Consider the following 23,434-nt stretch of genomic DNA (forward strand, 5'->3'; position numbering starts at 1 on the left):
CATGGTTTGAACGATGGGGCGGCTGGAAGGGTCGCCCCTTGCCTGCCGGGGTGCCACCCCCGGTTTTTCAGTCAGAGGAATTCGAGGCATGCTGATGCACCGCACACCCACCCGGCCCAGGAGCGGCCCGCGCAACGTCTCGCTGGAGACGACGCTCGCCAAGGCGCTCGAGGGCGAGGTGCGGTTCGACGATTTCACCCGCGGTCGCTATGCGACGGACGCCTCCATCTACCAGATCATGCCCGAGGGCGTCGCCTACCCCAAGACCGAGACGGACATCGCGGCGGCGCTGCAGATCGCGCGCGAGCATGGTGTTCCGGTGATCGCGCGCGGCGGCGGCACCTCGCAGAACGGCCAGCCCATCGGCGCCGGCCTCATTCTCGACCTCAGCCGCCATTTCAACGGCATCCGCTCCTACGACCCGGCCTCGCGCACGGTGTCGGTGGCGCCGGGCATGGTGCTGGAGCATCTGAACGCGCGGGTGAAGGCCGACGGGCTGTTTTTCCCGGTTGAGCCATCCACCGCCAGCCGCTGCACCTTCGGCGGCATGACCGGCAACAATTCCAGCGGCGCGCGGTCGCTGCGCTACGGCAAGACCGTGGACAACGTCCTGGCGATGCGCGCCATGACCTATGACGGGGAGGGCTTCGGCCTGGGCCTCCGGGACGGCTCCTATGGCGGTGCCGGCGGCGGCGTAACGGGATCGGCGCGCATGCAGCGCCTGATGGACTCCATGCTGGCGCTGGCCGACCGGGAGCGCACGGAGATCGAGAGCGTCTTCCCGAAGGTGCAGCGGCGAGTCGGCGGCTACAACCTCGACGAACTGCTGCCCGCCGCCCCGAACCTCTCGCACCTGCTCGTCGGGTCGGAGGGAACGCTCGCCATCGCCACCGAGGTGACGCTGAAGCTCTCCCCCCTGCCCGTCCACCGCGTCATGGGCGTGTGCCATTTCCCGAGCTTCCGCTCCGCCATGGAGACGACGCGCCATCTGGTGGCGCTGGACCCGACGGCGGTCGAGCTGGTGGACAACAACGTCCTGGTGCTGGGCGCCGACATCCCGCTGTTCAAGCGCACGCTGGCCGACATTACCAAGGGGCAGCCCAACTGCCTGCTGCTGGTGGAGTTCGCCGGCGAGGATCTCGATGCGCTGCGCGGCGATCTGCGGCGGCTCGACCAGTGCATGGCCGATCACGGCTTCGCCGACGCGGTGGTCGAGGTGGTGGAGCCGCCGCGCCAGCGCCAGGTCTGGGACGTGCGCGAGGCCTGCCTGAACATCATGATGTCCATGAAGGGCGACGGGAAACCGATCTCCTTCATCGAGGACTGCGCGGTGCCGCTGGAGCATCTCGCCGACTACACCGACGCGGTGACCGAGCTGTTCGCCAGCCACGGCACGCGCGGCACCTGGTACGCCCACGCATCGGTCGGCTGCCTGCATGTCCGCCCGATCCTGAACCTGAAGGAGGAATCCGGCGTCCGCGCGATGCACGAGATCGCGGAAGCCGCCTGCGACCTCGTCCGCAAGTTCAAGGGCTCCCACTCCGGCGAGCATGGCGACGGCATCTCGCGCTCCGAATTTCACGAGAAGATGTTCGGCACGCGGTTGCTGAAGGCCTTCGAGGCGGTCAAGGACGGCTTCGACCCGGAGAACCATCTGAACCCCGGCAAGATCGTCCGCCCCTACCGGATGGACGACCGCAGCATCATGCGCTTCGCCCCCGGCTACGAGGTCAGCGAGCCGCGCCGGACGGTGCTGGACTGGTCGGAGTGGGGCGGCCTCGGCGGTGCCGTCGAGATGTGCAACAACAACGGCACCTGCCGCAAGATGAACGCCGGCACCATGTGCCCGTCCTACCGCGTGACCAAGGACGAGCAGCACGTCACGCGCGGCCGGGCGAACTCCCTGCGGCTCGCCATCTCCGGCCAGCTCGGGCCGGACGCCTTCACGTCGGAGGCGATGAAGGACACGCTGGCGCTCTGCGTGTCCTGCAAGGGGTGCAAGCGCGACTGCCCGACGGGCGTCGACATGGCGAAGATGAAGATCGAGTTCCTGCACCACTACCACAAGCGCCACGGGCTGCCCCTGCGCGAGCGGCTGATCGCCTATCTGCCGCGCTACGCGCCGGTGGCGGCGGCGCTGGCCCCGCTGCTGAACCTGCGCGACCGCATCCCGGCGCTGGCCCGGCTGACGGAACGCTGGCTCGGCTTCAGCGCGCGCCGCACCCTGCCGCAATGGCGCCGCCCCTGGAAACAGGAGGGGCGCTTTGCCACGGCGGCGGACGTGCTGGGCGACGGGCGGGATCTCGTCCTGTTCGGCGACACCTTTAACCTCTATTACGAGCGCGAGAACCTGGAGGCGGCCGAGCGCGTGCTGCGCGCCGCCGGCTACCGCATCCACAAGGCGGCACCGGTCCAGGGCAGCCGGCCGCTCTGCTGCGGGCGCACCTACCTGTCGGCCGGCCTCGTCGATGAGGCCCGCGCGGAGGCCCGGCGCACGGTGGACAGCCTCGCGCCCCTGGTCGCCAGGGGTGCCCGCATCGTCGGGCTGGAGCCCTCCTGCCTCTTCACCTTCCGGGACGAGTTCGGCTCCCTCCTACCGAAGGAGGAGGTGAAGCCGCTGGCCGATGCCGCCCTGCTGTTCGAGGAGTTGCTGGCGACCGACATAAAGGCCGGAAAGATCACGATCCCGCTGCGGAACCAGGGCGGGCGCACCGCCCATCTGCACGGCCACTGCCACCAGAAGGCCTTCGCCGCCATGGGAGCCGTGGAATCGGTGCTGCGCTCGGTGCCGGGGCTGGAGGTGAAGCCGATCGAATCCAGTTGCTGCGGCATGTCCGGCGCCTTCGGCTACAACAAGGAGACCATCGACGTCTCCTTCGCGATGGGCGAGCTGTCGCTCTTCCCCGCCCTGCGCAAGGCCGGCGTGGACGACCTCGTGGTGGCCGACGGCACGAGCTGCCGCCACCAGATCCACGACGGCGTCGGACGCGAGGCGGTCCATGTCGCGCGCGTGCTGGACCAGGCGCTGGCACCTGAACAGGATCGGCCGGCCTTATGACGGAGGATCCGGTCCGCGCGGCGGAGGAGCTGCTGGCGGAGGCGAGGGCGTCCGCCCCCGCCCATCCCCGCCGTTTCCTGAACCTCTATGCCGGCGCCAACCTGCCGAGCGCCGCCGTTTCCGGCGCCTACGCGCCGGAGCTGAGCGCCTATCCGGCCATGGGGCCGAGCTTCCGGAAGGAGCAGCCGGGAACGGAACTCGTCTCCCGGTTGGAGGTGGCGGTGCGCGGCCTCGCCCGCCGGCTCTTCGCGGCGGGATGGGCGGAGCCGCGGCTGCCGAGCTGCACCCTGGCGAATCTCGCCGTCTTTCACGCCTTCTCCCGGCCGGGCGACCTGCTGCTCGGCCCCGCGGCGGAGCATGGCGGGCATCTGAGCCAGCGGCAGGGGGGAACGCCCGACCTCGCGGGCCTGCGCTGCGAGACCCTGCCCTTCGACCGGGAATCCTGCACGCTGGACGGGCCGGCGGCGGCCCGCATGGTCCGGGAACGGCGGCCGCGCATCGTGCTCCTCGGCCGCAGCATCATGCTGAAGCCCGACGATATCCGGCCCGTCGTGGAAGCGGCGCGGGAGGCCGGCGCCCTGACGATGTTCGACGCCGCCCATGTCGCCGGGCTAATCGCCGGGGGAAGCTTCCCCAACCCGCTGGAGCAGGGCGTCGACGTCATGACGATGTCCACCTACAAGACCCTGCCCGGCCATCCGCAGGGACTGGCTGTCGGGCGCGACCCGGCCCAGGGCGAGCGGCTGGCGGAGCTGCTCGACCGGCGTTTTCTCGCCAACTACAACGCCGGGCGCCTGCCCGCCCTGCTCGCCATGCTGCTGGACGTGGCGAAGCACGGCGTTACATACGCTCGGCGCGTCTCGGACTGTTCATCGGCACTGGCGGCCTCGCTCCGCGCCCTCGGCCTGCCCGTCCTGGCGCCGGAGAGCGGGACCCTCACCCACCAGATCCTGCTGCCCATCACCGACGGCATTGAGCCGGGGGAGATTCTGGCGCATCTGGAGCGCTGCGGGATCGTCACGGGCTCCTGCGCCAACCCCGGCGCATCGACGCGGAACGCCCTGCGGATCGGAACCCAGCTCGTCGCCCATTTCGGGGCGGAGCCGGAGGACATGGACGGCATCGCCACCCTTCTGCGCGACGCCTTGGCCGCCCGGGACGGTGCGGACACGGCGCAGGCGGCGCTGCACGAGCGGGCCTGCGCGCTCGCGGAAATGCTCTTCGCCCGCCGTTCCCCATAGAAGAAGTGGCACGCTCTCCGCAGCGGGCACGCCCCTTTCCTGAGGGCAGCTTCGCCATGCACATGCGGGAGGCGGGCGACGCGCGGGACTGCGAGGAGTTCCCGCTGCCGGAGCCGGTGGAGATCGTGGCGGGTTAATCGGCGACGGCGGTTGCCCCCGCCATGGCCTTGGCGCGCACGCAGCGGGCCATGCGGCCGGGTTCCAGCCAGACCTCGGGCGGCGAGGCGGTCAGGGTGCTGCCGTCGCCGTAAGGGCAGCGCGGGGCGTAGGCGCAGCCGGGCGGCAGGGCCGTCAGGTCGGGGGGCGCGCCGGGGATGGTGTCCAGCGGGCGGCCGCGCATGTCGCCCTGCACGGTGGAGGCGAGGAGGCCGGCCGTGTAGGGGTGGCGCGGGTCCTTCAGCACCTGGCGGGCGCTGCCGAGTTCGACGAAGCGGCCGGCGTACATCACGGCGACGCGGTCGGCGGTTTCCGCCGCCACGCCGATGTCGTGGGTCACCAGGATCACCGCCATGTCCAGTTCGGCCTGGAGCTGGCGCAGCAGCAGCAGGATCTGCATCTGCACCGTGGCGTCGAGCGCCGTGGTCGGCTCGTCGGCCAGCAGGAGGCTGGGGTTGCAGCTCAGCGCCAGGGCGATCATGGCGCGCTGGCGCATGCCGCCGGACATCTCGTGCGGGTAGGCGTGGAGGCGCCGTTTCGCGGAGGGGATCTGCACCTTTTCCAGAAGCTCCAGCGCGCGGCGTTCCGCCTCGGCGGCGCTGGTGCCCTCGTGGCGGACGATGGTTTCCGCGATCTGCTGGCCGATGGTGTAGACGGGGTCGAGCGCCAGCATCGGTTCCTGGAAGACCATGGAGATGGCCTTGCCGCGCAGCCGCTCCATGCGGCGTTCGGGCAGCCTGTAGACGTCCTCCCCGTTCAGCAGCACGCTTCCGGCGACACGGCTGCGCCGTTCCGGCAGGAGGCGCATCAGGGCGCGGAGCGTGACGCTCTTGCCCGAGCCGGATTCGCCGAGCAGGCAGAGCAGCTCGCCGCGCTTCAGGGTGAAATCGACGCCGTTGATGGCGCTGGCCCGGCCGCGCGGCGTGTCGAAGGACACGGTCAGGCCGGAGACGGAGAGGAGCGGCGCGGCGGCGGCGGGAGCGGCGTCGGTGGCTGCGGCGGGGATGGATTCAGGCGGCATGGGCGGCCTCCGGGTGGCCGGATTGCGGGTCGTGCAGGTGGCAGGCGGCGGCTTGGCCCCCGCCGAGGTCGAGCAGCGCCGGCTCCACGGCGGCACAGACCGGGGCGGCGTGCGGGCAGCGGGTGCGGAAGCGGCAGCCCGAGGGCGGGTTGATGGGGTTCGGCGGGTCGCCCTGGAGCGGCACCGCCATGGTGCGCAGGTCCGGGTCCATGGACAGGCGGGCGGAGAAGAGCGCGCGGGTGTAGGGGTGGGCGGGCCGGCCGTAGATGGCCTCCACCGGCCCGACCTCCGCCACCTTGCCGAGATACATCACCAGCACGCGGTCGGCGATGTAGTGCACGACGTTCAGGTCGTGGGAGATGAAGATGTAGGTCAGGTCGAACTGGTTCTTCAGCTCCACCAGCAGGTTCAGCACCTGCGCCTCGACCGACTTGTCGAGCGCCGACACCGCCTCGTCCAGGATCACCAGCCGGGGGTGCAGGGCCAGCGCGCGGGCGATGTTGACGCGCTGGCGCTGGCCGCCGGACAGCTCGTGCGGGTAGCGGCGCAGGAAGCTCGCGGGGTCGAGCCCGACGCGGCCCAGCAGGTCGCCCGCCACCTCCGTCGCCTCGCGCCGCGACACGCCGTGCACCATCGGCGCGAAGGCGAGGCTGTCGGCGATGGTCAGGCGCGGGTTGAGCGAGGCGTAGCTGTCCTGGAAGACCATCTGCATGCGCCGGCGCAGGTCGCGCAGGGACAGGCCCGTGCGGGTGCCGACCGCCTCCCCGTCGAAGGTGACCGATCCGGAATCCGGCTCGATCAGCCGCATCAGCAGCCGGGCGGTGGTGGACTTGCCGCAGCCGGACTCGCCGACCACCCCCAGGGTCTCCCCCTTGGCGACGGAGAAGCTGATCCCGTCCACGGCGCGGGCGACGGGCTTCGGCCCGAGGAAGCCGCCGCGCAGGGGGAAGTGCTTGGTGAGGTTCTCGACGGACAGCAGGGGCTGGCGCGGGCCGCCGAGGTCGGGGACGGGGTCGAGCGGGTGGACCGGATGGAACGCGCTCACAGCTTCACCTCCATGGCGGTGCGCAAGCCGTCGCTGGCGAGGTTGCAGCAGATCGAGGTCACGAAGATCAGCAGGCCCGGCAGCACCGCCACCCAGGGCTGGACGTAGATGGCCTGGCGCAGCGTGTTCAGCATCAGCCCCCATTCGGCCTGCGGCGGCTCCACCCCCAGCCCGAGGAAGCTGAGGCCCGAGGCCAGGATGATGCAGACGCTGACGAGGCCCGAGGCGTAGACGAAGATCGGCCCCAGCACGTTCGGCAGCAGATGGACGCGGATGATGGTGAGGCTGCCCGCACCCGACGCGCGGGCGGCGTCCACGAAATCCATGCCGCGCACCTGGGTCGTCACCGTCTCCGCGATGCGGGCGAGCGGCGGGATGAAGACGATGGTCAGCGCGACGATGGCGTTGGTCAGGCCCGAGCCCAGCGCGCCGGAGATGGCGACCGCCAGCAGCACCGAGGGGAAGGCGTAGAGCACGTCGATGGTGCGCATGATCGCCATGTTCAGCCGGCCGCCGAAGAAGCCCGCGGCGATGCCCAGCAGCCCGCCGATGATCAGCGCGTTCAGCACCGGCAGGATGCCCATGACCAGCGACATGCGCCCGCCATGCAAGAGGCGGGACAGCATGTCGCGCCCCAGCTCGTCGCTGCCCAGCGGGTAGTTCGGAGTGCCGATGGGCCTCAAACGGCGGATCATGCTGGCCTTGTAGGGGTCGGCGGGCGCCAGCAGGTCGGCGAAGACCGCCGACAGCACGATCAGCAGCAGCACCGCCAGGCAGGCCATGGTGACGGGATCGCGCCGCAGGCGCCGCCCGACCATGGTCCAGTAGCCGGGGGAGCGGACCGGCCGGGGCCGGGCCGGCGCCGGGGATGAGGCGGCCGTTGCGTCCAAGGGAAGTCCTCCGTGGATGGGCCGGAATAGGGTACGGGGAGAATCTGGCTCAGGAGCGGCGCATGCGCGGGTCGAGTGCTGCCTGCGCGATGTCCACCAGAAGGTTCAGCAGCACGAAGAAGAGGCCGAGCATCAGGATCGTGCCCTGGAGCAGCGGGATGTCGCGCTTGAAGATCGCCTCGTTCAGCAGGAACCCGGTGCCGGGCCAGGAGAAGACCGTCTCGATCAGGATCGAGCCGCCCAGCAGGTAGCCGAACTGGAGGCCGAGCACCGAGACGATCGTCGGCGCCACGTTGCGCACGACGTGGCGCAGCACCGGCCCGCGCCCCAGCCCCTTGGCCCGCAGCGCCTGCACGAACTCCTGCTGGAGCACCTCGGCGACGGTGGCGCGGACGGAGCGGGCGACGATGCCCATGGGGATCACCGACATGGTGATCACCGGCAGCACGGCGTGCTTCAGGTGCGTCGTGGTGAAGCCCCAGCCCTCCCCGCCCGGCGCCATGCCCATGGCCGGCAGCAGGTTCAGCTCCACCGCCATGACGATGACCAGGACCATGCCGAGCCAGTAGTGCGGCACGCTGACTCCGATCACCGTCACCAGCGTCGCGAGCCGGTCGGTGAGGCCGCCCCGGTGCCAGCCGGCCAGCGCCCCCAGCAGGATGCCGGAGGTGAAGCCGACGATGGCGGCCCCGACCGAGAGGATCAGCGTGTTGCCGAGCGCGCGGCCGAGGTCGGCCACCACCGGCCGGCCCGTCGCCACCGACTGGCCGAGGTCGCCGGTCAGCACATTGCCGAGGTAGATGAGGTACTGCACCGGCAGCGGCCGGTCGAAGCCGTAGGCGCGGCGCAGGGATTCCACCACCTCCGCCGGGGCGTCGGGGCCAACCACCGCGTTCAGGGGATCGCCGGGGGCGATGTGCACCAGGGCGAAAACCAGCAGCGTCACCCCCAGCGCGATGGGCACGATGTAGAGGATGCGGCGCAGGATGTAGGCGAACATGGCGGGGCTCCCCACGGGCGGCCCCGCCCGCTGCCGGACGGGGCGTGGCCCGGCTTTACTGGACGCTTTACTGGACGGTGACGCCGGAGAGGTCGAGGAACCAGTTCCGGGCCTGGACGAAGCCCTTGACCTTCGGGGACATGGCGCGCGGGGCCACGTCGTGCACGACCCAGAGGAAGAGCGCGTCGTCCACCATCTTCGCGTGAAGCTGGCCGAGGATCTCCGCCTGGGCCTGCGGGTCGAAGGCGTTCTGCGCCTTGGACACCAGCGCGTCCATCGCCGGGTCGGCGTAGAAGCCCCAGTTCACGCCGTTGGGCGCGTGCAGGTCGCTCTTCACGAAGCGGACGAAGGCGTTGAAGGGATCGACCGTGGCGTAGCTGAAGTTGATGATGGAAGCGCCCGCGTTCTGCTCCGCCTTGGCGCCGGCGCGCCAGCGGTTGATGAGGGAGGTGATCTCCATCACCTCGAACTCCAGGTCGATGCCGATCTCCGCGAGGTTCTGCTGGATGAACTCGTTCATCGGCAGGGGCAGCATCTGGCCGGAGCCGCTGGGGGAGATGATCGCCTTGGTCTTGATGCGCTTGTCCGGGCCGTAGCCGGCCTCCGCCATCAGTTTCTTCGCGGCCTCCAGGTCATACTTGATGTCGAAGGAGGGCTTGCCGAACCAGGCGCTGTCCGCGACCACATGCCCCTTGGCCGGCACCGCGAAGCCGCCCAGCAGCTCGCCCAACCCCTCGCGGTCGATGGCGAGGTTGGCGGCCTTGCGCACGCGGACGTCGTTCCACGGGCTGTCCGGCAGGCGGCTCAGGTGATAGGGCCAGACATGCGGGTAGGGGTTGGAGGTGATCGTCATGCCCGAGGACTTCAGCCGGTCGATGGTGTCGGGCGGCGGCGCCTCGACCAGATCGACCTGGCCCGACAGGAGGGCGGCGGTGCGGGTGTTCGCCTCCGGCATCGGGATGAGGATCAGCTTGTCCAGCTTCGGCACGCGGGCGGCGTCCCAATAGGCCTTGTTCGGCGCCAGCTCGGCGCGCTCGCGCGGGACGAGGCTGGTGAGCTTGAAGGGGCCGGTGCCGGACGGCTGGGCCGCGAACTTCGACCAGTCCTTGCCGACCGCCTCGTATTGGGCCGGGCTCGCCATCAGGATGAAGGAGAGCTGGTAGGGCAGGAAGGAGTCCGGCGCCTTGGTCGTGAACTCGATGGTGAGGTCGTCCACCACCCGGTAGGAGGCGACCGAGGCCGCGCGGAAGCCGACCAGCGAGGCCTGGCGGGCGTCGAAATGCGGCGCGTCCTTGTTCAGCAGCTTGTCGAAGTTCCAGGCGACCGCCTTGGCGTCGAAGGCCGAGCCGTCATGGAATTTCACGCCGGGCCGCAGCTTGAAGGTCCATTTGGTGGTGTCCTGCGGGTTCGCCTCCCAGCTCAGCGCCAGGCCCGGCTTGATGACCGAGGGCTTGTCCGCCGCGGTCAGGTCCCAGTTCACCAGCCCGTCGTACATGGTGTAGCCGGAGAAGCGGAAACCCTCGAACCCGTTGTCGGGCGAGCCGTTGGTCAGCGGGATGTCTGCGGCGGTCATGCCGATGCGCAGCACGCCCTGCGCCCGCGCGTCGGCCGCCGGCAGAAGGGCCGAGGAAAGGGCGACCGCGGCGGCACCGGCGAGAACGAGGCGTCTGGTGAAGCGGAGCGTCATGAGGAGCGTCTTTCCTTGGCACGGATGGTGGAGGGAAATTCAGGCGCGGATGGCGGAGAGCGCATCGGCGAGGCGGCTCGCGGCCGACAGCAGCAGGCGGTCGGCGCCGGGGGCGGCGATCAGCCCCAGCCCGACCGGCGCGCCTCCGACCCGGACCGCCGGGATGTTGACCTGCGGCAGGCCGGCGAGGCCCGCTGGGCAGGTCAGCCGCTGCGCGCGGAAACGGTAGGCTTCCAGCACCGCGTCCGGGTCGTCGCGCCGGGGCGGCGGCGAGGGCACGGTCGGCAGCACGGCGATGACGCCGCCGGCCAGCGCCGCGCGCAGATGCTCGGTGACCCGGGCCCGGACGGCGGCGGCCGGGGGCACCAGCTCGTCCGGCAGGTCGAGGGCCGCCTGGAAACGGTCGGCGAGGCCGGGGCCGAAGGTCGGGCGGGTCTCGCGGATCCAGGGGCCGTTGCCGCGCTTCAGCTCCGCCATGGTCAGGGTGCGCGTCGCCGCGAAGGCATCGGCCAGCGGCAGGGGCGCCAGCCGGCCGGCCCGCCCCGCCATGCCGAAGACGGACTCCACGATCCTCAGCACCGGGGCGAAGGCCTCGCGCACCTCCGCGTCGGACTCCTCGAAGGCGTCCTCCGGGACCATCAGGCCGGTCACGGCCGCCGGCGCGCCGGGTTCGTCCGGCGGCAGCAGCGCCTCGCCGAGGGCGGCGAGATGGGCCGGGCTGCGCGCGAACCAGCCGACCGTGTCGAAGCTCAGGGCCAGCGGCACGACGCCCTCAAGGGAGATGCGGCCGTGCGTCGGGCGGATGCCGAACAGGCCGCAATGGCTGGCCGGCACGCGCACCGACCCGCCGGTGTCCGTGCCGAGCGCCACGTCCACCGCCGCGCCCGCCACGGCCGAGGCCGAGCCGTTGGAAGAGCCGCCGGGCACCCGGTCGGGTGCGGCGCTGTTCAGCGGCGTCCCGTAATGGTGGTTCCGGCCGTTCAGGCTGAAGGCCAGCTCGTCGGTGTGGGTGACGCCCCGCACCGTGGCCCCGGCGTCGAGCAGCGCCTGGACGGCCGGCGCGGTGCGCGGCTCCGGCGCGTGGGTGCGCTTCCAGTCGGGGTTGCCCGCCCCGGTCACCCGGCCGGCGATGGCGTAGAGGTCCTTCACCGCGACCGTCAGGCCGGCGAGCGGCCCGGAGGCGGCGCCGGGAATCGTCAGGTCCGGGTCGATGAAGGCGTTGAGGCTGTCGCTCACGGAGTTTTCCCCGGCTTCGGAAGAGTCTGGGCGTTGCCGCCCTGCCCTTACGAGACCAGCCCGGTTCGGCCCGCGTCAATGAAAAACTGAAACTTTGGTTTCATTGTTCTCAATGCAAGAACCGCATGTTTCATAAGCGGATTGCATCGCTGTTGGGCAGGCGGCCGACAGAAGCCCCTTTGCCGCCCGCACGGGAAAAAGGCTTTCCCGCAAAACGCTTCCCGTGCAAAAGGAAACTTCAGGCTCGGTCCGCACCGCCTTTGGAACAGAATATTGCCGGAAAGCCGGAGCATGGTGTTGCATTGCAACATCTTTGCGCAAGCAAGCAGGTCGAGTTTTTCTTCTTCGAGAGATCGACGTGAAGAACCGACATGCCCAAGAGGCGGGCAGATGGCATCTCCGCAACGGAAAAGGACGGACGGCCACCCCAGGGACCCTGCCGTTTCTCCGGTTGCAAAGCCCGAAACGCGCGTTTCATAGTGGATGCATGACCGCCACCGATTCCACGGACGGGCCGGCGCCGAACATCGAGCGGCGCATCCTGGACCTCTACGACCAGCTCACCATCAGCGAACGCAAGCTCGCCAAGGTGGTGCTTGAGTTTCAGGACAGCCTCGCCGCCTTTTCGGCGACGGAGCTGGCCGACCGCGCCGGCGTGTCGAAGGCGACCGCCGTGCGCTTCTTCCGCCGGCTCGGCTACGAGAGCTACAACGAGGCGCGCGTGCAGGCCCGCGACGCCGCCGACCTCGGCTCGCCGCTGATGGAGCTGCTGGAGACGGAAGGGCCGGCATCGGCACCGAACACGCTGAGCGCCCATCTCGGCCAGGATCTCCAGAACCTGACCCGCACCATCGAGGGGCTGCGCTCCGACACGCTGAACGAGGCGGTCACGGCGCTGGCCGAGGCGAAGCGGGTCTGGGTGGTGGGATTCCGCGAATCCCGCGCGCTGGCCGTCTACGCTCGCGCCCTGCTGGTGCAGCTGAAGCCGGACGTGCGTCTGGCGCCGGCCGGCGACCTGTCCTTGGTCGAGGATCTGGCCGACCTCGCCCCCGGCGACACGATGCTCGTCCTGGGGTTCCGCCGCCGCCAGCAGGGGCTGCTGGACGCCCTGAGGGCGGGACGGGACGCGGGCGCCCGGACCATCCTGCTGACCGACCCGACCGCCGCCCGCAGCGCCGGCCTCGCCGGGATCGTGCTGCGCTGCTACACCCGCAGCGTGTCGCTGTTCGATTCCTACGTGGCGCCGATGAGCCTGCTGAGCCACCTGATCAGCCGCCTCGCGACCGCGCTGGGCGACGAGGCGGTGGAGCGCATGGACCGGATGGAGCGCATGCACGGCCAGCTCTCCACCTTCGCCCTGCGGCCGGACGAGGATTGAGGGCGCCCCTCACAGGCTCCGCCGGAAGGCCGAAGGCGACATGCCGGTGACCTTCCGGAAGCTCGCAGAGAAGGAGGAGGGGGTCTGGTATCCCACGGCGAGCGCGATGCCGGTGATCGGCATCTCGGGGTTGGCGAGGAGCTGACGCGACCGGCCGATCCTCAACGCCGTCAGCCATTCATGCGGCGTCTGGCCCGTGGCTTGCCGGAAGGCCGTGCAGAAGTGGAACCGGCTCAGGTTCACCAGCCCGGCCAGCTCATCGAGCAGGATCTCCCGGTCGAGGAACTCCCGCATGAAGGCCGTCACCTTCCTGACCTGCCAGTCCGCCAGCCCCTTGCGTGGGACCTGCCGCTCCCGCGCTCCGAGGGAGGAATGCGCACGGACCAGCTGCATGCACAGCAGTTCGACCGCCTGCTCCACGAACAGGGAGGAGGCCGGATCGCCGGTCCCGGCCTCGTGACCCAGCAGTTCGAGGATCCGCGCCCCGGCCGCATCGTCGAAGCAGATGCGGCTGACCAGTTCGATGCGTTGCCCCTTCCCGGCCACCTCCGCCAGGGATTGCAGGCGCTCGTCCGGCAGGTACACGTGCGAGACCTCGATCGGCGCCTCGATGTCCCAGCGCCCGTCCTGCCCTTCCGGAATGACCGTGACCGCGCCGGGCCGCGTGCGGCCGGCCAAGCGCCTCGCTCCCTGCCGCCAGCTGGCCTCCTGCGAGGCGCCGTAGAAGGTCATGATGACGTGGCCCGACATGGCGGGCAGCGTGTCGTGCAGCTCGCCGTGCCGCCAGCGCCGCGTCAGCCGCGTGCCGCCGCGAAGGGCCGCCTCCATCAGGGCCGGGGGGCTGTCGAGATGCTCGGTCATCGCGTCGGGCGCGCTGGCCGGCGCCGCGTCCGCGGCGGAGACAGGCCTGTTCGCGATCCTCGACATGACCAGCAGCCCCGCCTTTCCGCCCGCAGCACTTCGGAAAGCATGCCTCCGGGCACGCGCCGCCGCAAGAATGGAAAAGTCGCCGCAACCGCCCGAAAGCGCGCGTCCGGGGTTCCCGCTACCGTCTCCCTCGATCCGGCCCGTCGGGGCCTCGCAATCCAGGGAACAGCACCATGTCCAGTTCGAAGAAGATCGTCGTCATCGGCGGAACCGGCCTGATCGGTTCGAAGACGGTGGCGCTGCTGCGCGCGGCCGGCCAGGAGGTCCTCGCGGCCTCCCCCAGCTCCGGGGTGAACGCCCTGACCGGCGAGGGGTTGGACCAAGCCCTCGCCGGGGCGCATGCCGTCATCGACGTCTCGAACCTCATGTCCTTCGATGCCGACGTCATCATCCCGTTCTTCGAAACGTCCAGCCGCAATCTGGCCGAGGCCGGCAGGAAGGCGGGCGTGGGCCACCACGTCGTCCTGTCGATCGTCGGCGTGGACAGGCTGGACGCCCAGCCCTACCTCCGGGCCAAGGCCGCGCAGGAGAAGGCCGTCATGGCGTCCGGCCTCCCCTACACCATCGTCCGCGCCACCCAGTTCTTCGAATTCATCGCGGGCATCGCCGACGGCCATACCGTCGACGGAACGGTGCAGGCGCCCGACGGCCTGTTCCAGCCGATCGCGGCCGACGACGTGTCCCGGATTCTCGCCGAGACCGCGCTGGGCGCGCCGCTCAACGCCGTACTGGACATCGCCGGCCCCGACCGGGCGCCGTTCGAAACCATGCTGCGCGAGTATCTGCGGCTGGCCGGCGACGCCCGGCCCGTCGTCACCGAACGCGGCACCGCCTATTTCGGCCAGCCCATCTCCGAAACCTCGCTGGTGCCGCTCTCCACGCCCCGCCTCGGCGCGACCGGCCTGAAGGGCTGGTTCGCCCGCACCTAGCGCATCCGCGATCACTCACACAGGGAGCATCCCCATGAAGACTCTTTTCCTTGCCCTCCTGCTCTCCGCCCTTCCCTTCCAGATGGCGTCGGCCCATGGGCCGGAAACCAGGGGGGCCAAGGTCACGCAGGTCTACCGGCATCCGCTGCCCGACCTGCCGCGCAAGAGCATCGTCGGCATCCTCGTCGAATACGAGCCGGGCGGGCGGAACGCCGCGCACACCCATGCCCGGTCCGCCATCATCTACGCGACCGTCCTGGAGGGGGCGGTGCGCAGCCAGGTCAATGGCGGGCCGGTGCAGGTGTTCAAGGCCGGCGAGAACTTCACCGAGCTTCCCGGCGACCGGCACGACGTCAGCGAGAACGCCAGCGACACGGCACCCGCCAAGCTGCTGGCCGTCTTCGTCGTCGACAGCGACGACACCGTCCTGACGGCGCCGCTGCCGCGCGAGTGAACCGGCCCGCGTGACTCAGGCGGGCCTCTTGCGGTCCAGATAGGCGGTCGTCAGCTCCACCAGACGGTCGCGGCCGAAGCTCGGGTCGTGGCCGGCGTGGACGACGGTCACGGGAAGGCGGCGCAGCCGCTCCATGGTGCGCAGATAGTCATCGACGTCGGCGCCGGGGATGTCGTCCAGAAGCGGCCCGTCGTAGATCGCGTCGCCGGAGAAGAGGGTTCCGGAGGAGGCCTCCCACAGCCCGATGCCGCCCGGCGAATGGCCGGGCAGGTGCAGGATCTCGAAGCGGCGGTCGCCGAGATCGACGCTGTCGCCCTCCTCCACCACGATCACCGGCTTGGCCGGCCGCACGCTGTAGCCGTCGAGGTCGTAGCCGGCGTGCGGCAGGGCGGTGATCAGCTCCTCCCCCACCTCGTAGCCGGCGTCGCGGAACTTCCGCACGTCGTCGGCGCTGAAGTCGCGGGTGTGCAGGGCGGCCCAGCCGTTCGGATCGCGCAGGCTGTCGGCCTCCAGCCGGTGGACCAGGCAGCAGTCGAACTCGTGATGGCCGCCGACATGGTCCAGGTGGGTGTGGGTCGCGGCGGCGATCACCGGCTTGTCGAACAGGGCGCGCGCGGCCTCGCGCAGGCTGGCGACGCCGAGGCCGGTGTCCACCAGCAGATCCCGGTCGCGGCCGCGCACGTGCCAGATGTTGCAGCGGAGCAGCGGCACGACGTGCGGCTCCCACAGAAGCGTGATGGCGTCGTCGATCCGGCGCATCTCGAACCAGCGTTCGGCGATCTGGACGGGCATGGGAGAGTTTTTCCTGTGTATGTCCGGACGGGGGTTTGGTTCGACGGGCGGTCAGGCGATGGCGGAGAGGAGCGCGCCGGCGGTCGTCACCGCGCCGAAGATGCCGCCTTCCATGGTGACGCTGCGCAGCGCGGCCTCGTGCAGGGCCGGCTCGACCGCGGCGCAGGCGTCGGCGAGCAGAAGGCACTCGTAGCCGAGTTCGACGGCGGCGCGCAGGGTGGAATGGACGCAGACGTCCGTCGTGACGCCGCACAGCACCAGCCGGCGGACGCCGCGCGCCCGCAGGATCTGGTCCAGGTCGGTGGCGTGGAAGGCGCTGTAGCCGGGCTTGTCGATCACCGGCTCCCCCGGTTCGGGCGCCAGCTCCGGGATGATGTCCCAGCCGGGCTCGCCGCGCACGAGCAGCCGGCCCATCGGCCCCTCCGCCCCGATCCCGATGCCGGCCCGCCGCGACCGCCACCGCTTCAGCGGCGACAGGTCGGACAGGTCCGGCCGGTGCCCTTCCCGCGTGTGGATGACGGTGCCTCCCCAGGACCGCACGGCGTGCCGCACGGCCTGGATGACTGGCACGATCCGCTGGACCGGCGCGATGTCGTAGCCCATGGAGGCGACATAGCCGCCGGGATGGCAGAAGTCGCGCTGCATGTCGATGACCAGCAGCGCGGTCGAGCCCGGATGCAGCGCGCCGTCATGCGGCCAGGAATAGGGATCGGCCTCGACGTGGCGGGCCGGGGGGGTGTTCTGGTGCATCGTGAGCGTCTTTTGAAAAGGGGAAACCATGCGGCGAGCGCCCTCTCCCGTCCCCGGGAGAGGGATGGACTCACCCCACGATCATCTCGGTCCACTTCTCGTTCAGCCAGTCCATCTTCGCCTGGTAGAGGTCGTAGCGCGGGACGATGGCCGGGATGTCGGAGGAGACGGCGGCGAACTCCGCGTCCGTCAGGTCGGTCGTGTGGCGCGGAACGATGGGGGCGGTGCCGACCTTGCGCGACAGCAGCGCCTGGGTGGCGGGGCGGCTCATGAAGTCGATGTAGGCGTGGGCGAGGTCGAGCTTCTTCGAGGCGCGGGTGACGGCCCAGCTTTCGCTGGCGTTGATGCCGCCCTCCTTCGGGAAGCTCGAGCGGACCGGGTAGCCCTCCGACGCGGCGATGCCCGCGACGTCGTGATAGTACTGTCCCATGGGCAGCTCGCCGGACTTCAGCGCGGCCTCGAACTGGGCTTCGTCGCGGTACCAGAGATTCACGTTGCCCTTCAGCTCGGCGAGCTTCTTGAAGCAGTCGAGCTGCCCGGCCTCGGTGTCCAGGTGCCCCGTGCCACCGAAGAAGGTGGCGGCGGTGACCTCCAGGAGGTTGGAGTTGGTGACCAGCGCCATCAGGCCGATCCGGCCCTTGTTGGCGGGATCCCACAACGCCGCCCAGCTCGCCGGGGCGTCCGGATAGGTCTTGCTGTTGGTGACCAGCGTCGTCCAGACGGACACGGCACCCATGCCGGCGACGCGGCCGTCCGGGTATTTGTTGACGAGGTGCGGCAGCACATGCCCCGCGTTGGGAAGCCGGCCCGGGTCGAGCGGCGCCCAGAGGTCCGTCGTCATGCCCTTCAGCATGGCGACCTGCGCCATCATCGACACGTCGGCGGGCGCCTGGCCCGCGCGGGCGGCCTGTTCGAGCTGGACCAGCCAGGCCTCGCCCGCGGGTGCGGCGACGGACTCCACCGCGATGCCCGTCGCCTTGGTGAATTCGGGGAAGACATGCTGGTCGAAGGCGTCCTTGAAGTAGCCGCCATAGACGGCGACCCGCAGCGATTTCTCCTGCGCGCGCAGGATGCTCGGAAAGCCGGTCACCGCCGCCGCAAGGGCACCGGCCCCCGCCAGCACCGAACGGCGCGTCACGCCGGCATCCATGGTCCGCTTACCCGTCGCCATGCTCATCGATCCTCTCCCTCGCCGGCCGGGCTGTCCCGGACGGAGCGTTGAAAAAGGGAGTTCGCAGGCGTTGGGGGAGTCCCACCGGAGCTGCAATCTCCGCGTTCGGACCTCCCGGGCTTTTGTCCCGCCGTGTGCCTGCCCGCTGTTCACCGGACAGGGTGCCGCTCTCGGACCAGACACCGGACCCGCGCGACAGCGCGGCCCGGCCGGAACCCTAGCGGCTCATGCCGTAGGAGTTGCAAGCGCAATGCCAGCGTGTGGCGGGGTGGCGGGAAGGGCGGTTTCGCTGGGGGATCGAGACGGCGGGGGTGCAAGGCGCGGCGTGCGGACGCCGGCGTCCTGCTTGATTTTTGCCCAGTGCGTGAGGGATGAGCAAAAGATTGGCGGACGCTTCAGCCTTTCACGACATGGAACAGGCGGCGGTCGAACGGCGCCAGCCGCGAGGAGACGATCCGCGCCTTGGCCGCGTCCGGGTGAAGAGGGTTCAGAAGGATGTTGTGGACGTCCGGCATGATCGCGCTCGGGACGCGCAGCAGCGCGGACGCGCCCTCGGCCAGCCATTGGTCACCGATGGCGCGCGTAAGGGCTTCCCGCTCCCTCCAGTCCTCGGGCAGGTCCGGGCAGTTGGCCGGAAGCACGCCGTCATCGACCTCCACCGTCAGCAGGCGGTAACCGTCGGGGAGGTCGGCGGGCGAGGAAATCTCCTGATGAACGAGGATCTCCAGCGAGGCGCCGGGGGCGGATTCGGCGAGATAGACGATGGGCCGGCCCCGGTTGTGCCAGCGTGCGCCGGCCCGCAGCCCGCCGATGCCCCGCAGGTCGGCGGGATTGCTGATCCTCCACAGCTTCAACCGAAATAGCCTTCGTCGATCTGGATCAGGGCTTCCTCGACCAGCCTAGCGCCGAGTTCCGTCTCGAGCACGTCCATCGGCCTTTCGCCCTCGAAGCGGCGCTTGGGCGTGGTCAGCCAAGCCAAGGCCTTGTCGCGGCTGTCGAAGACCACCTCCGCGAGGGCGAGAATGCTCGCCGTGCGATAGGCGCGCTCGCTTTCCTCCAGGGAGAGCGCTTCGCCCTTCTGCCGGCGGTGCTCCAGAGTGCGCCTTGGAATGATCCGGCTCAGCACGGCCTGATCGACGCCGGCGGCCTGAAGGGCGGCGATGGCCGGCGGTTGCAGCCGATTGCGGACAAGGCGCATGGCCTCGAAGTCGGAAGACGGTGCCCTGTCCAACCCCAGCATGCCAGCCGCGATGGAGCGTTGCCGGTCAGCGAGCGGTGCGGTGTTCATGGCGGCCCCCTCTGCGCAAGATGCCATGATTAACGTGGCATCTTGCGCAGGGAGCGTCAAGGCGTACGGCGCCTGGCGCACCGGAGAGCTGCATCGGAACCCGCTATGCCCCTTGCAAGTGGGGATGATAGGTTCCCCACCCGACCCCTCGCCTGGCAAAAAGCAGACAATCTTCATCATGACGTCCGAACAGAAATCCAGCGCCCAGGCTTCGTCCAGGACGTTCATCGTGGCCGCAATCGTCGTGATGGCCGTGTGCGTCGCGGCTGGCTTGTACATGACCCAACGCAGCGGCTCTCAACGCGCCTCGGCGGAGTTGGCCTATCTGTCGCACGAAGCGGCGACCAGCGCCGCCTTCAGCGAAAACCGGGCGGAAGGCGAGTGGCTGGGCAGCTGCCTGAAATCGACCATGAGCGGGAGACGCTCCTGCGATCCCGCGCAGTTGTCGGATCGGCTTGCCTTCTGGCAGGCACGCTTGCCGAACCTTCCGGCATCCGCCTTGCCGGCCGATTTCTGCGGTCGCGTCGCGAACGCAGCGGCACAGGCAAGCGCGGAAGTCCGGGAGAAACACGCCGTTCTTCAGAGCATCTGCGTCCGGTGACCGGCCGCGCCGCCACCGAAGCACCGCTTCTCGTCACGCGCCGGCCAGCGCCCGCGCCACCGCCGCCGAGGCAACCAGCACGCGCCGGTCGTCGCCCGGCCGGCCCACGGCCTGCACGCCGACCGGCTGGCCGGACGGGCCGGTCAGGCCCGGCACGTTGACGGACGGGGCGCCGAGCAGGGTCCAGACGCGGCTGAAGACCGGGTCGCCGGTGGCGTCCAGACCCTCCGGCGCCTCGCCGGGCGCGCTGGGGGTGAGGAGGACGTCGAGGTCGCCGAGGACGTCCGCGAAGCCGGAGCGAGCCTCCGCCGCCAACGACTTGGCGTCGTCGTAGGCCTCCGGCGCGACGGCCCAGCCGGTCTCGATGAGGTCGCGCAGGCGGGCGCCCAGCCGGTCGGGGTTGGCCTGGGTTTCCGGCGCGAAGGTCCGGGCGCATTCATAGGCCATGACGGTCTTCTGCGCCTCGAACAGGCCGCGCCACCCCTCCGGCAGGGCGACCTCCCGCAGGTCGAAACCGGCGGCGCGCAGGCGGCGGGCGGCTTCCTCGATCACGGTTTGGGCTGCGGGGGTGGCGGCGTGCCATTCGTGGGTGCGGCAGAGGCCGATGCGCGGGCGGACGGCCTCATCCGCGACGCGCAGGTTCGGGCGGCCGGTGAGGACGGAGGCGAAGAAAGCCGCGTCCTCGACCGTGGCGGCGAGGACGCCGACCGTGTCCAGGCTGTCGGCGAAGGGGCGCACGCCGGTGCGGTCGATCAGCCCGAAGCTGGGCTTGTAGCCGGCAACGCCGCAGAAGCTCGCCGGGCGGACGACCGATCCCGCCGTCTGGGTGGCGAAGGCCAGCGGCACCATGCCGTCGGCCACCGCCGCCGCCGAGCCGGAGGAGGAGCCGCCGGGCGTGCGGCCGGGGTCATGCGGGTTGCGGGTCTTGCCGGGCTGGAAATAGGCGAACTCGGTGGTCACCGTCTTGCCGAGGATCAGCGCGCCCGCCCGCCGCGCCAGCGCCACGCAGGCGGCGTCGCGCGCCGGGCGGTGGTTCGCGTAGATCGCCGAGCCGTAGGTCGTGGGCATGTCGCCGGTGTCGATCAGGTCCTTCACCCCGACCGGCAGCCCCTTCAAGGGTCCGCTCGCCGAACGGTCGTTGAGGCGCGCCGCCTCCAGCACCCGGTCGGGGTCCAGATGTTGCCAGGCCTGCACCGCCGGCTCGCGCTCCGCGATGCGGTCCAGGCAGGCGCGGGCCAGCGCCTCGCAGGTCAGGCTGCCGTCGGCGATGCGCCGGGCGGCGTCGAGTGCTGTCGGAATGCGGGTCATGGGGCGTCCTCGCTGTTCGTGTCCCTGGCCAGCACCTCGTCCGTGTGCTGGCCGAGGGACGGCGGCGCGCCCCAGGGGCCGAGGGGGGTGGCGGAGAAGCGCAGGGGGTTGCGCACCATGGGCACGGTCGTCCCGTCCTCCAGCGCCGCCTCCACCCGCAGGCCGCGGGCGAGCACCTGCGGGTCGGCGAAGAGCTGGTCAATGGTGTTGATCGGGCCGCAGGGCACCCCGGCCCGCTCCAGTTCGGCGATCCACCAGTCGCGCGGGCGCGCGGCGATCAGTTCCGCCAGCAGGGGCACCAGCACGGCGCGGGCGGCGACGCGCGCGGTGTTGGTGGCGTAGCGCGGGTCGTCGGCCAGCTCCTGCCGGCCGGCCACCGTTAGGAAGCGGCGGAACTGCTGGTCGTTGCCGACCGCAAGCATCAGGTGGCCGTCCGATGCAGCGAAGGCCTGGTAGGGGCAGATGTTGGGATGCGCGTTGCCGAGCCGGCCGGGCGCCGTGCCGGACACCAGGAAATTGGCGGCCTGGTTGGCGAGCATCGCCACCTGCACGTCGAGCAGCGCCACGTCGATGTGCTGCCCCTCGCCCGTGCGGTCGCGATGGGCGAGGGCCGCCAGCATGCCAGACGCGGCGTACATGCCGGTAAAGAGGTCCACCACCGCGACGCCCACCTTCATCGGCTCGGCCCCGGGCGCCCCGTCCGGCTGGCCGGTGACGCTCATCAGCCCGCCCATGGCCTGGATCATCGCGTCATAGCCGGCGCGGTCGGCGTAGGGGCCGTCCTGCCCGAAGCCGGTGATGGAGCAGTAGACGAGGTCCGGCTTCACCGCCCGCAGCGAGGCGTAGTCGAGCCCGTACTTCTCCAGCCCGCCGCGCTTGAAGTTCTCGACCACCAGGTCGGCCGACGCCGCGAGGCGCCGCACGGCCTCGGCCCCGTCCGGCGTGGTGAAATCGATGGCGACCGACTTCTTGCCCCGGTTGGCGCAGGTGAAATAGGCGGCCATGCCCGCCGTCCCGGATTCGGCGTCCGGCGGCGTCACGAAGGGCGGGCCCCAGGCGCGGGTGTCGTCGCCGGCACCCGGCCGCTCCACCTTGATGACCTCGGCGCCGAGGTCGGCGAGGAACTGCGTCGCCCAGGGCCCGGCCAGGACGCGCGACAGGTCGAGCACACGCAGGTGCGACAGCGGACCGGCCATCGGGTCAGCCCGTGAAGGCCTGGATGCCCGTCTGGGCGCGGCCGAGGATGAGGGCGTGGATGTCGTGCGTGCCCTCGTAGGTGTTGACCGTCTCCAGGTTCACCATGTGGCGCATGATGTGGAACTCGTCGGAGATCCCGTTGCCACCGTGCATGTCGCGCGACAGCCGGGCGATGTCCAGCGCCTTGCCGCAGTTGTTGCGCTTGATCAGCGAGATGATCTCCGGCGACCAGCTGCCGTCGTCGATCATGCGCCCCACCCGCAGGGCGGCCTGGAGGCCTAGCGCGATCTCCGTCTGCATGTCGGCGAGCTTTTTCTGGATCAGCTGGTTGGCGGCGAGCGGGCGGCCGAACTGCTTGCGGTCGAGCGTGTATTGCCGCGCCGCGTGCCAGCAGAACTCGGCCGAGCCCATGGCGCCCCAGGCGATGCCGTAGCGCGCCTTGTTCAGACAGCCGAAGGGGCCGCCGAGGCCGCTGGCGCCGGGCAGCAGGTTCTCCTCCGGCACGAAGGCGTCGTCGAGCACGATCTCGCCGGTGACGGACGCGCGCAGGCTGACCTTGCCCTCGATCTTCGGGGTGGAGAAGCCCTTGGTCCCGCGCTCCACCACGAAGCCCTTGATCTTGCCCTCATGCGCCTCCGACTTGGCCCAGACAACGGCGAGATCGGCGATGGGCGAGTTGGTGATCCACATCTTCTGGCCGGTCAAGCGGTAGCCGCCGTCCACAGCGACGGCGCGGGTGCGCATGCCGCCGGGGTCGGAGCCGAAGTCCGGCTCGGTCAGGCCGAAGCAGCCGACCATCTCGCCGGTGGCGAGCCGGGGCAGCCAGCGCGTCTTCTGCTCCTCCGAGCCGTAGGCGTGGATCGGGTGCATGACGAGTGAGGACTGCACGGACATGGCGGAGCGGTAGCCGCTGTCCACCCGCTCCACCTCGCGGGCGATGAGGCCGTAGGCGACGTGGCTGACGCCGGCCCCGCCATACTCCTCCCCGATGGTGGCGCCGAGCAGGCCGAGTTCGCCCATCTCCGTCAGGATCTCGCGGTCGAACCGCTCCTCCCGGAAGGCGGAGAGCACGCGGGTCTGGAGCTTCTCCTGGCAATAGGCGCGCGCGCTGTCGCGGATCAGCCGCTCCTCGTCGGAGAGCTGCGCGTCGAGAAGAAACGGATCGTCCCAAACCATGGCCTTCATCGCGCGGCTCCATCCCGGTCGTGTCGTTTCGCCCCTGCGGGGCGGCATGGGCGGAGTCTGGCCGCCTCTTGCCCAGAAGGCAAAGATATCTTAACGATCCCCACCATAACGATCCGGTAT

22 protein-coding genes and 1 riboswitch are annotated in these 23,434 nt (G+C 70.5%); of the genes, 7 read left to right on the top strand and 15 right to left on the bottom strand.

Going from position 1 to position 23,434, the window contains the following annotated elements:
• The first annotated feature begins 88 nt into the window (after positions 1-88).
• Genes JUB11_RS09060 through JUB11_RS33155 form a run of 3 tightly spaced genes read left to right on the top strand, consistent with a single transcriptional unit; the run spans position 89 to position 4,436 of the window.
• Positions 89-3,058, top strand: coding sequence for an FAD-binding and (Fe-S)-binding domain-containing protein (locus tag JUB11_RS09060; protein WP_247886941.1), 2,970 nt, complete (start codon positions 89-91; stop codon positions 3,056-3,058).
• Complete coding sequence (locus JUB11_RS09065) at positions 3,055-4,299, top strand: aminotransferase class I/II-fold pyridoxal phosphate-dependent enzyme (RefSeq protein ID WP_207458196.1); 1,245 nt, start codon at positions 3,055-3,057, stop codon at positions 4,297-4,299. Before JUB11_RS09060 ends, JUB11_RS09065 begins: the two co-directional genes overlap by 4 nt.
• 5 nt (positions 4,300-4,304) lie before the next feature.
• Positions 4,305-4,436, top strand: a complete 132-nt coding sequence (locus JUB11_RS33155) for a hypothetical protein (RefSeq protein WP_282189035.1) — start codon at positions 4,305-4,307, stop codon at positions 4,434-4,436.
• Here JUB11_RS33155 and JUB11_RS09070 read toward each other — a convergent pair.
• From JUB11_RS09070 to JUB11_RS09095, 6 genes are all read right to left on the bottom strand, one after another.
• Positions 4,433-5,476 carry an ABC transporter ATP-binding protein gene (locus JUB11_RS09070; RefSeq protein WP_207458197.1) on the bottom strand — a complete coding sequence of 348 codons (1,044 nt, stop codon included), beginning with the start codon at positions 5,474-5,476 and terminating at the stop codon, positions 4,433-4,435. The two genes, JUB11_RS33155 and JUB11_RS09070, sit on opposite strands and share 4 nt — an antisense overlap.
• Entirely contained in the window at positions 5,466-6,521 is a 1,056-nt protein-coding gene (locus JUB11_RS09075; RefSeq protein ID WP_207458198.1) for an oligopeptide/dipeptide ABC transporter ATP-binding protein, read from the bottom strand. The genes JUB11_RS09070 and JUB11_RS09075 overlap by 11 nt, the downstream gene beginning before the upstream one ends.
• Positions 6,518-7,411, bottom strand: coding sequence for an ABC transporter permease (locus JUB11_RS09080; protein WP_247886942.1), 894 nt, complete (start codon positions 7,409-7,411; stop codon positions 6,518-6,520). Before JUB11_RS09080 ends, JUB11_RS09075 begins: the two co-directional genes overlap by 4 nt.
• Before the next feature lie 49 nt (positions 7,412-7,460).
• Positions 7,461-8,411 carry an ABC transporter permease gene (locus JUB11_RS09085; protein ID WP_207458199.1) on the bottom strand — a complete coding sequence of 317 codons (951 nt, stop codon included), beginning with the start codon at positions 8,409-8,411 and terminating at the stop codon, positions 7,461-7,463.
• 67 nt (positions 8,412-8,478) lie between these two features.
• The gene (locus JUB11_RS09090) at positions 8,479-10,098 is read right to left on the bottom strand and encodes an ABC transporter substrate-binding protein (protein ID WP_207458200.1); all 1,620 of its coding nucleotides are present in this window, start codon (positions 10,096-10,098) and stop codon (positions 8,479-8,481) included.
• 39 nt (positions 10,099-10,137) lie between these two features.
• Entirely contained in the window at positions 10,138-11,334 is a 1,197-nt protein-coding gene (locus JUB11_RS09095) for an amidase (protein WP_207458201.1), read from the bottom strand.
• A 487-nt stretch (positions 11,335-11,821) separates the two neighbouring features.
• On the opposite strand from JUB11_RS09095, the gene JUB11_RS09100 reads away from it, so the two are divergent.
• Positions 11,822-12,712 carry a MurR/RpiR family transcriptional regulator gene (locus tag JUB11_RS09100; protein WP_207458202.1) on the top strand — a complete coding sequence of 297 codons (891 nt, stop codon included), beginning with the start codon at positions 11,822-11,824 and terminating at the stop codon, positions 12,710-12,712.
• 9 nt (positions 12,713-12,721) lie between these two features.
• Here JUB11_RS09100 and JUB11_RS09105 read toward each other — a convergent pair whose 3' ends face one another.
• Positions 12,722-13,639, bottom strand: a complete 918-nt coding sequence (locus tag JUB11_RS09105; RefSeq protein ID WP_207458203.1) for an AraC family transcriptional regulator — start codon at positions 13,637-13,639, stop codon at positions 12,722-12,724.
• Positions 13,640-13,812: 173 nt separating this feature from the next.
• Between JUB11_RS09105 and JUB11_RS09110 the strand changes: the two genes are divergently transcribed.
• Together JUB11_RS09110 and JUB11_RS09115 are read left to right on the top strand one after the other, a co-directional pair.
• Positions 13,813-14,568, top strand: coding sequence for an SDR family oxidoreductase (locus JUB11_RS09110; RefSeq protein WP_207458204.1), 756 nt, complete (start codon positions 13,813-13,815; stop codon positions 14,566-14,568).
• A gap of 34 nt (positions 14,569-14,602) precedes the next feature.
• Positions 14,603-15,022: a cupin domain-containing protein gene (locus JUB11_RS09115; protein WP_207458205.1), complete on the top strand. Its 420-nt coding sequence runs from the start codon at positions 14,603-14,605 to the stop codon at positions 15,020-15,022.
• 15 nt (positions 15,023-15,037) lie between these two features.
• On the opposite strand, the gene JUB11_RS09120 is transcribed toward JUB11_RS09115, so the two are convergent.
• The 5 genes from JUB11_RS09120 to JUB11_RS09140 form a co-directional block, all read right to left on the bottom strand.
• Complete coding sequence (locus JUB11_RS09120; protein WP_207458206.1) at positions 15,038-15,814, bottom strand: MBL fold metallo-hydrolase; 777 nt, start codon at positions 15,812-15,814, stop codon at positions 15,038-15,040.
• Positions 15,815-15,865: 51 nt separating this feature from the next.
• Positions 15,866-16,564: an isochorismatase family cysteine hydrolase gene (locus tag JUB11_RS09125; protein WP_207458207.1), complete on the bottom strand. Its 699-nt coding sequence runs from the start codon at positions 16,562-16,564 to the stop codon at positions 15,866-15,868.
• 70 nt (positions 16,565-16,634) lie between these two features.
• Positions 16,635-17,741 (bottom strand): extracellular solute-binding protein, encoded by a 1,107-nt coding sequence (locus tag JUB11_RS09130; protein WP_207458208.1) that lies wholly within the window; start codon positions 17,739-17,741, stop codon positions 16,635-16,637.
• Positions 17,742-17,844: 103 nt separating this feature from the next.
• Positions 17,845-17,967, bottom strand: a riboswitch (guanidine-I (ykkC/yxkD leader).
• Between the two features lie 163 nt (positions 17,968-18,130).
• Positions 18,131-18,589: an RES family NAD+ phosphorylase gene (locus JUB11_RS09135; protein ID WP_207458209.1), complete on the bottom strand. Its 459-nt coding sequence runs from the start codon at positions 18,587-18,589 to the stop codon at positions 18,131-18,133.
• Positions 18,586-19,023 (bottom strand): antitoxin Xre/MbcA/ParS toxin-binding domain-containing protein, encoded by a 438-nt coding sequence (locus JUB11_RS09140; RefSeq protein WP_207458210.1) that lies wholly within the window; start codon positions 19,021-19,023, stop codon positions 18,586-18,588. Before JUB11_RS09140 ends, JUB11_RS09135 begins: the two co-directional genes overlap by 4 nt.
• A gap of 178 nt (positions 19,024-19,201) precedes the next feature.
• Here JUB11_RS09140 and JUB11_RS09145 point away from each other — a divergent pair, with 178 nt between their 5' ends.
• Positions 19,202-19,624 carry a hypothetical protein gene (locus JUB11_RS09145; protein WP_207458211.1) on the top strand — a complete coding sequence of 141 codons (423 nt, stop codon included), beginning with the start codon at positions 19,202-19,204 and terminating at the stop codon, positions 19,622-19,624.
• A 33-nt stretch (positions 19,625-19,657) separates the two neighbouring features.
• On the opposite strand, the gene JUB11_RS09150 is transcribed toward JUB11_RS09145, so the two are convergent.
• The 3 genes from JUB11_RS09150 to JUB11_RS09160 are packed head-to-tail and all read right to left on the bottom strand — an operon-like array spanning position 19,658 to position 23,314.
• The gene (locus tag JUB11_RS09150; protein WP_207458212.1) at positions 19,658-20,932 is read right to left on the bottom strand and encodes an amidase; all 1,275 of its coding nucleotides are present in this window, start codon (positions 20,930-20,932) and stop codon (positions 19,658-19,660) included.
• The gene (locus JUB11_RS09155; RefSeq protein WP_207458213.1) at positions 20,929-22,128 is read right to left on the bottom strand and encodes a CaiB/BaiF CoA-transferase family protein; all 1,200 of its coding nucleotides are present in this window, start codon (positions 22,126-22,128) and stop codon (positions 20,929-20,931) included. Before JUB11_RS09155 ends, JUB11_RS09150 begins: the two co-directional genes overlap by 4 nt.
• Positions 22,129-22,132: 4 nt before the next feature.
• Positions 22,133-23,314, bottom strand: a complete 1,182-nt coding sequence (locus JUB11_RS09160) for an acyl-CoA dehydrogenase (RefSeq protein WP_207458214.1) — start codon at positions 23,312-23,314, stop codon at positions 22,133-22,135.
• Positions 23,315-23,434: the final 120 nt, after the last annotated feature.

Source organism: Azospirillum sp. SYSU D00513, from assembly GCF_017356015.1.
GTDB lineage: Bacteria > Pseudomonadota > Alphaproteobacteria > Azospirillales > Azospirillaceae > Azospirillum.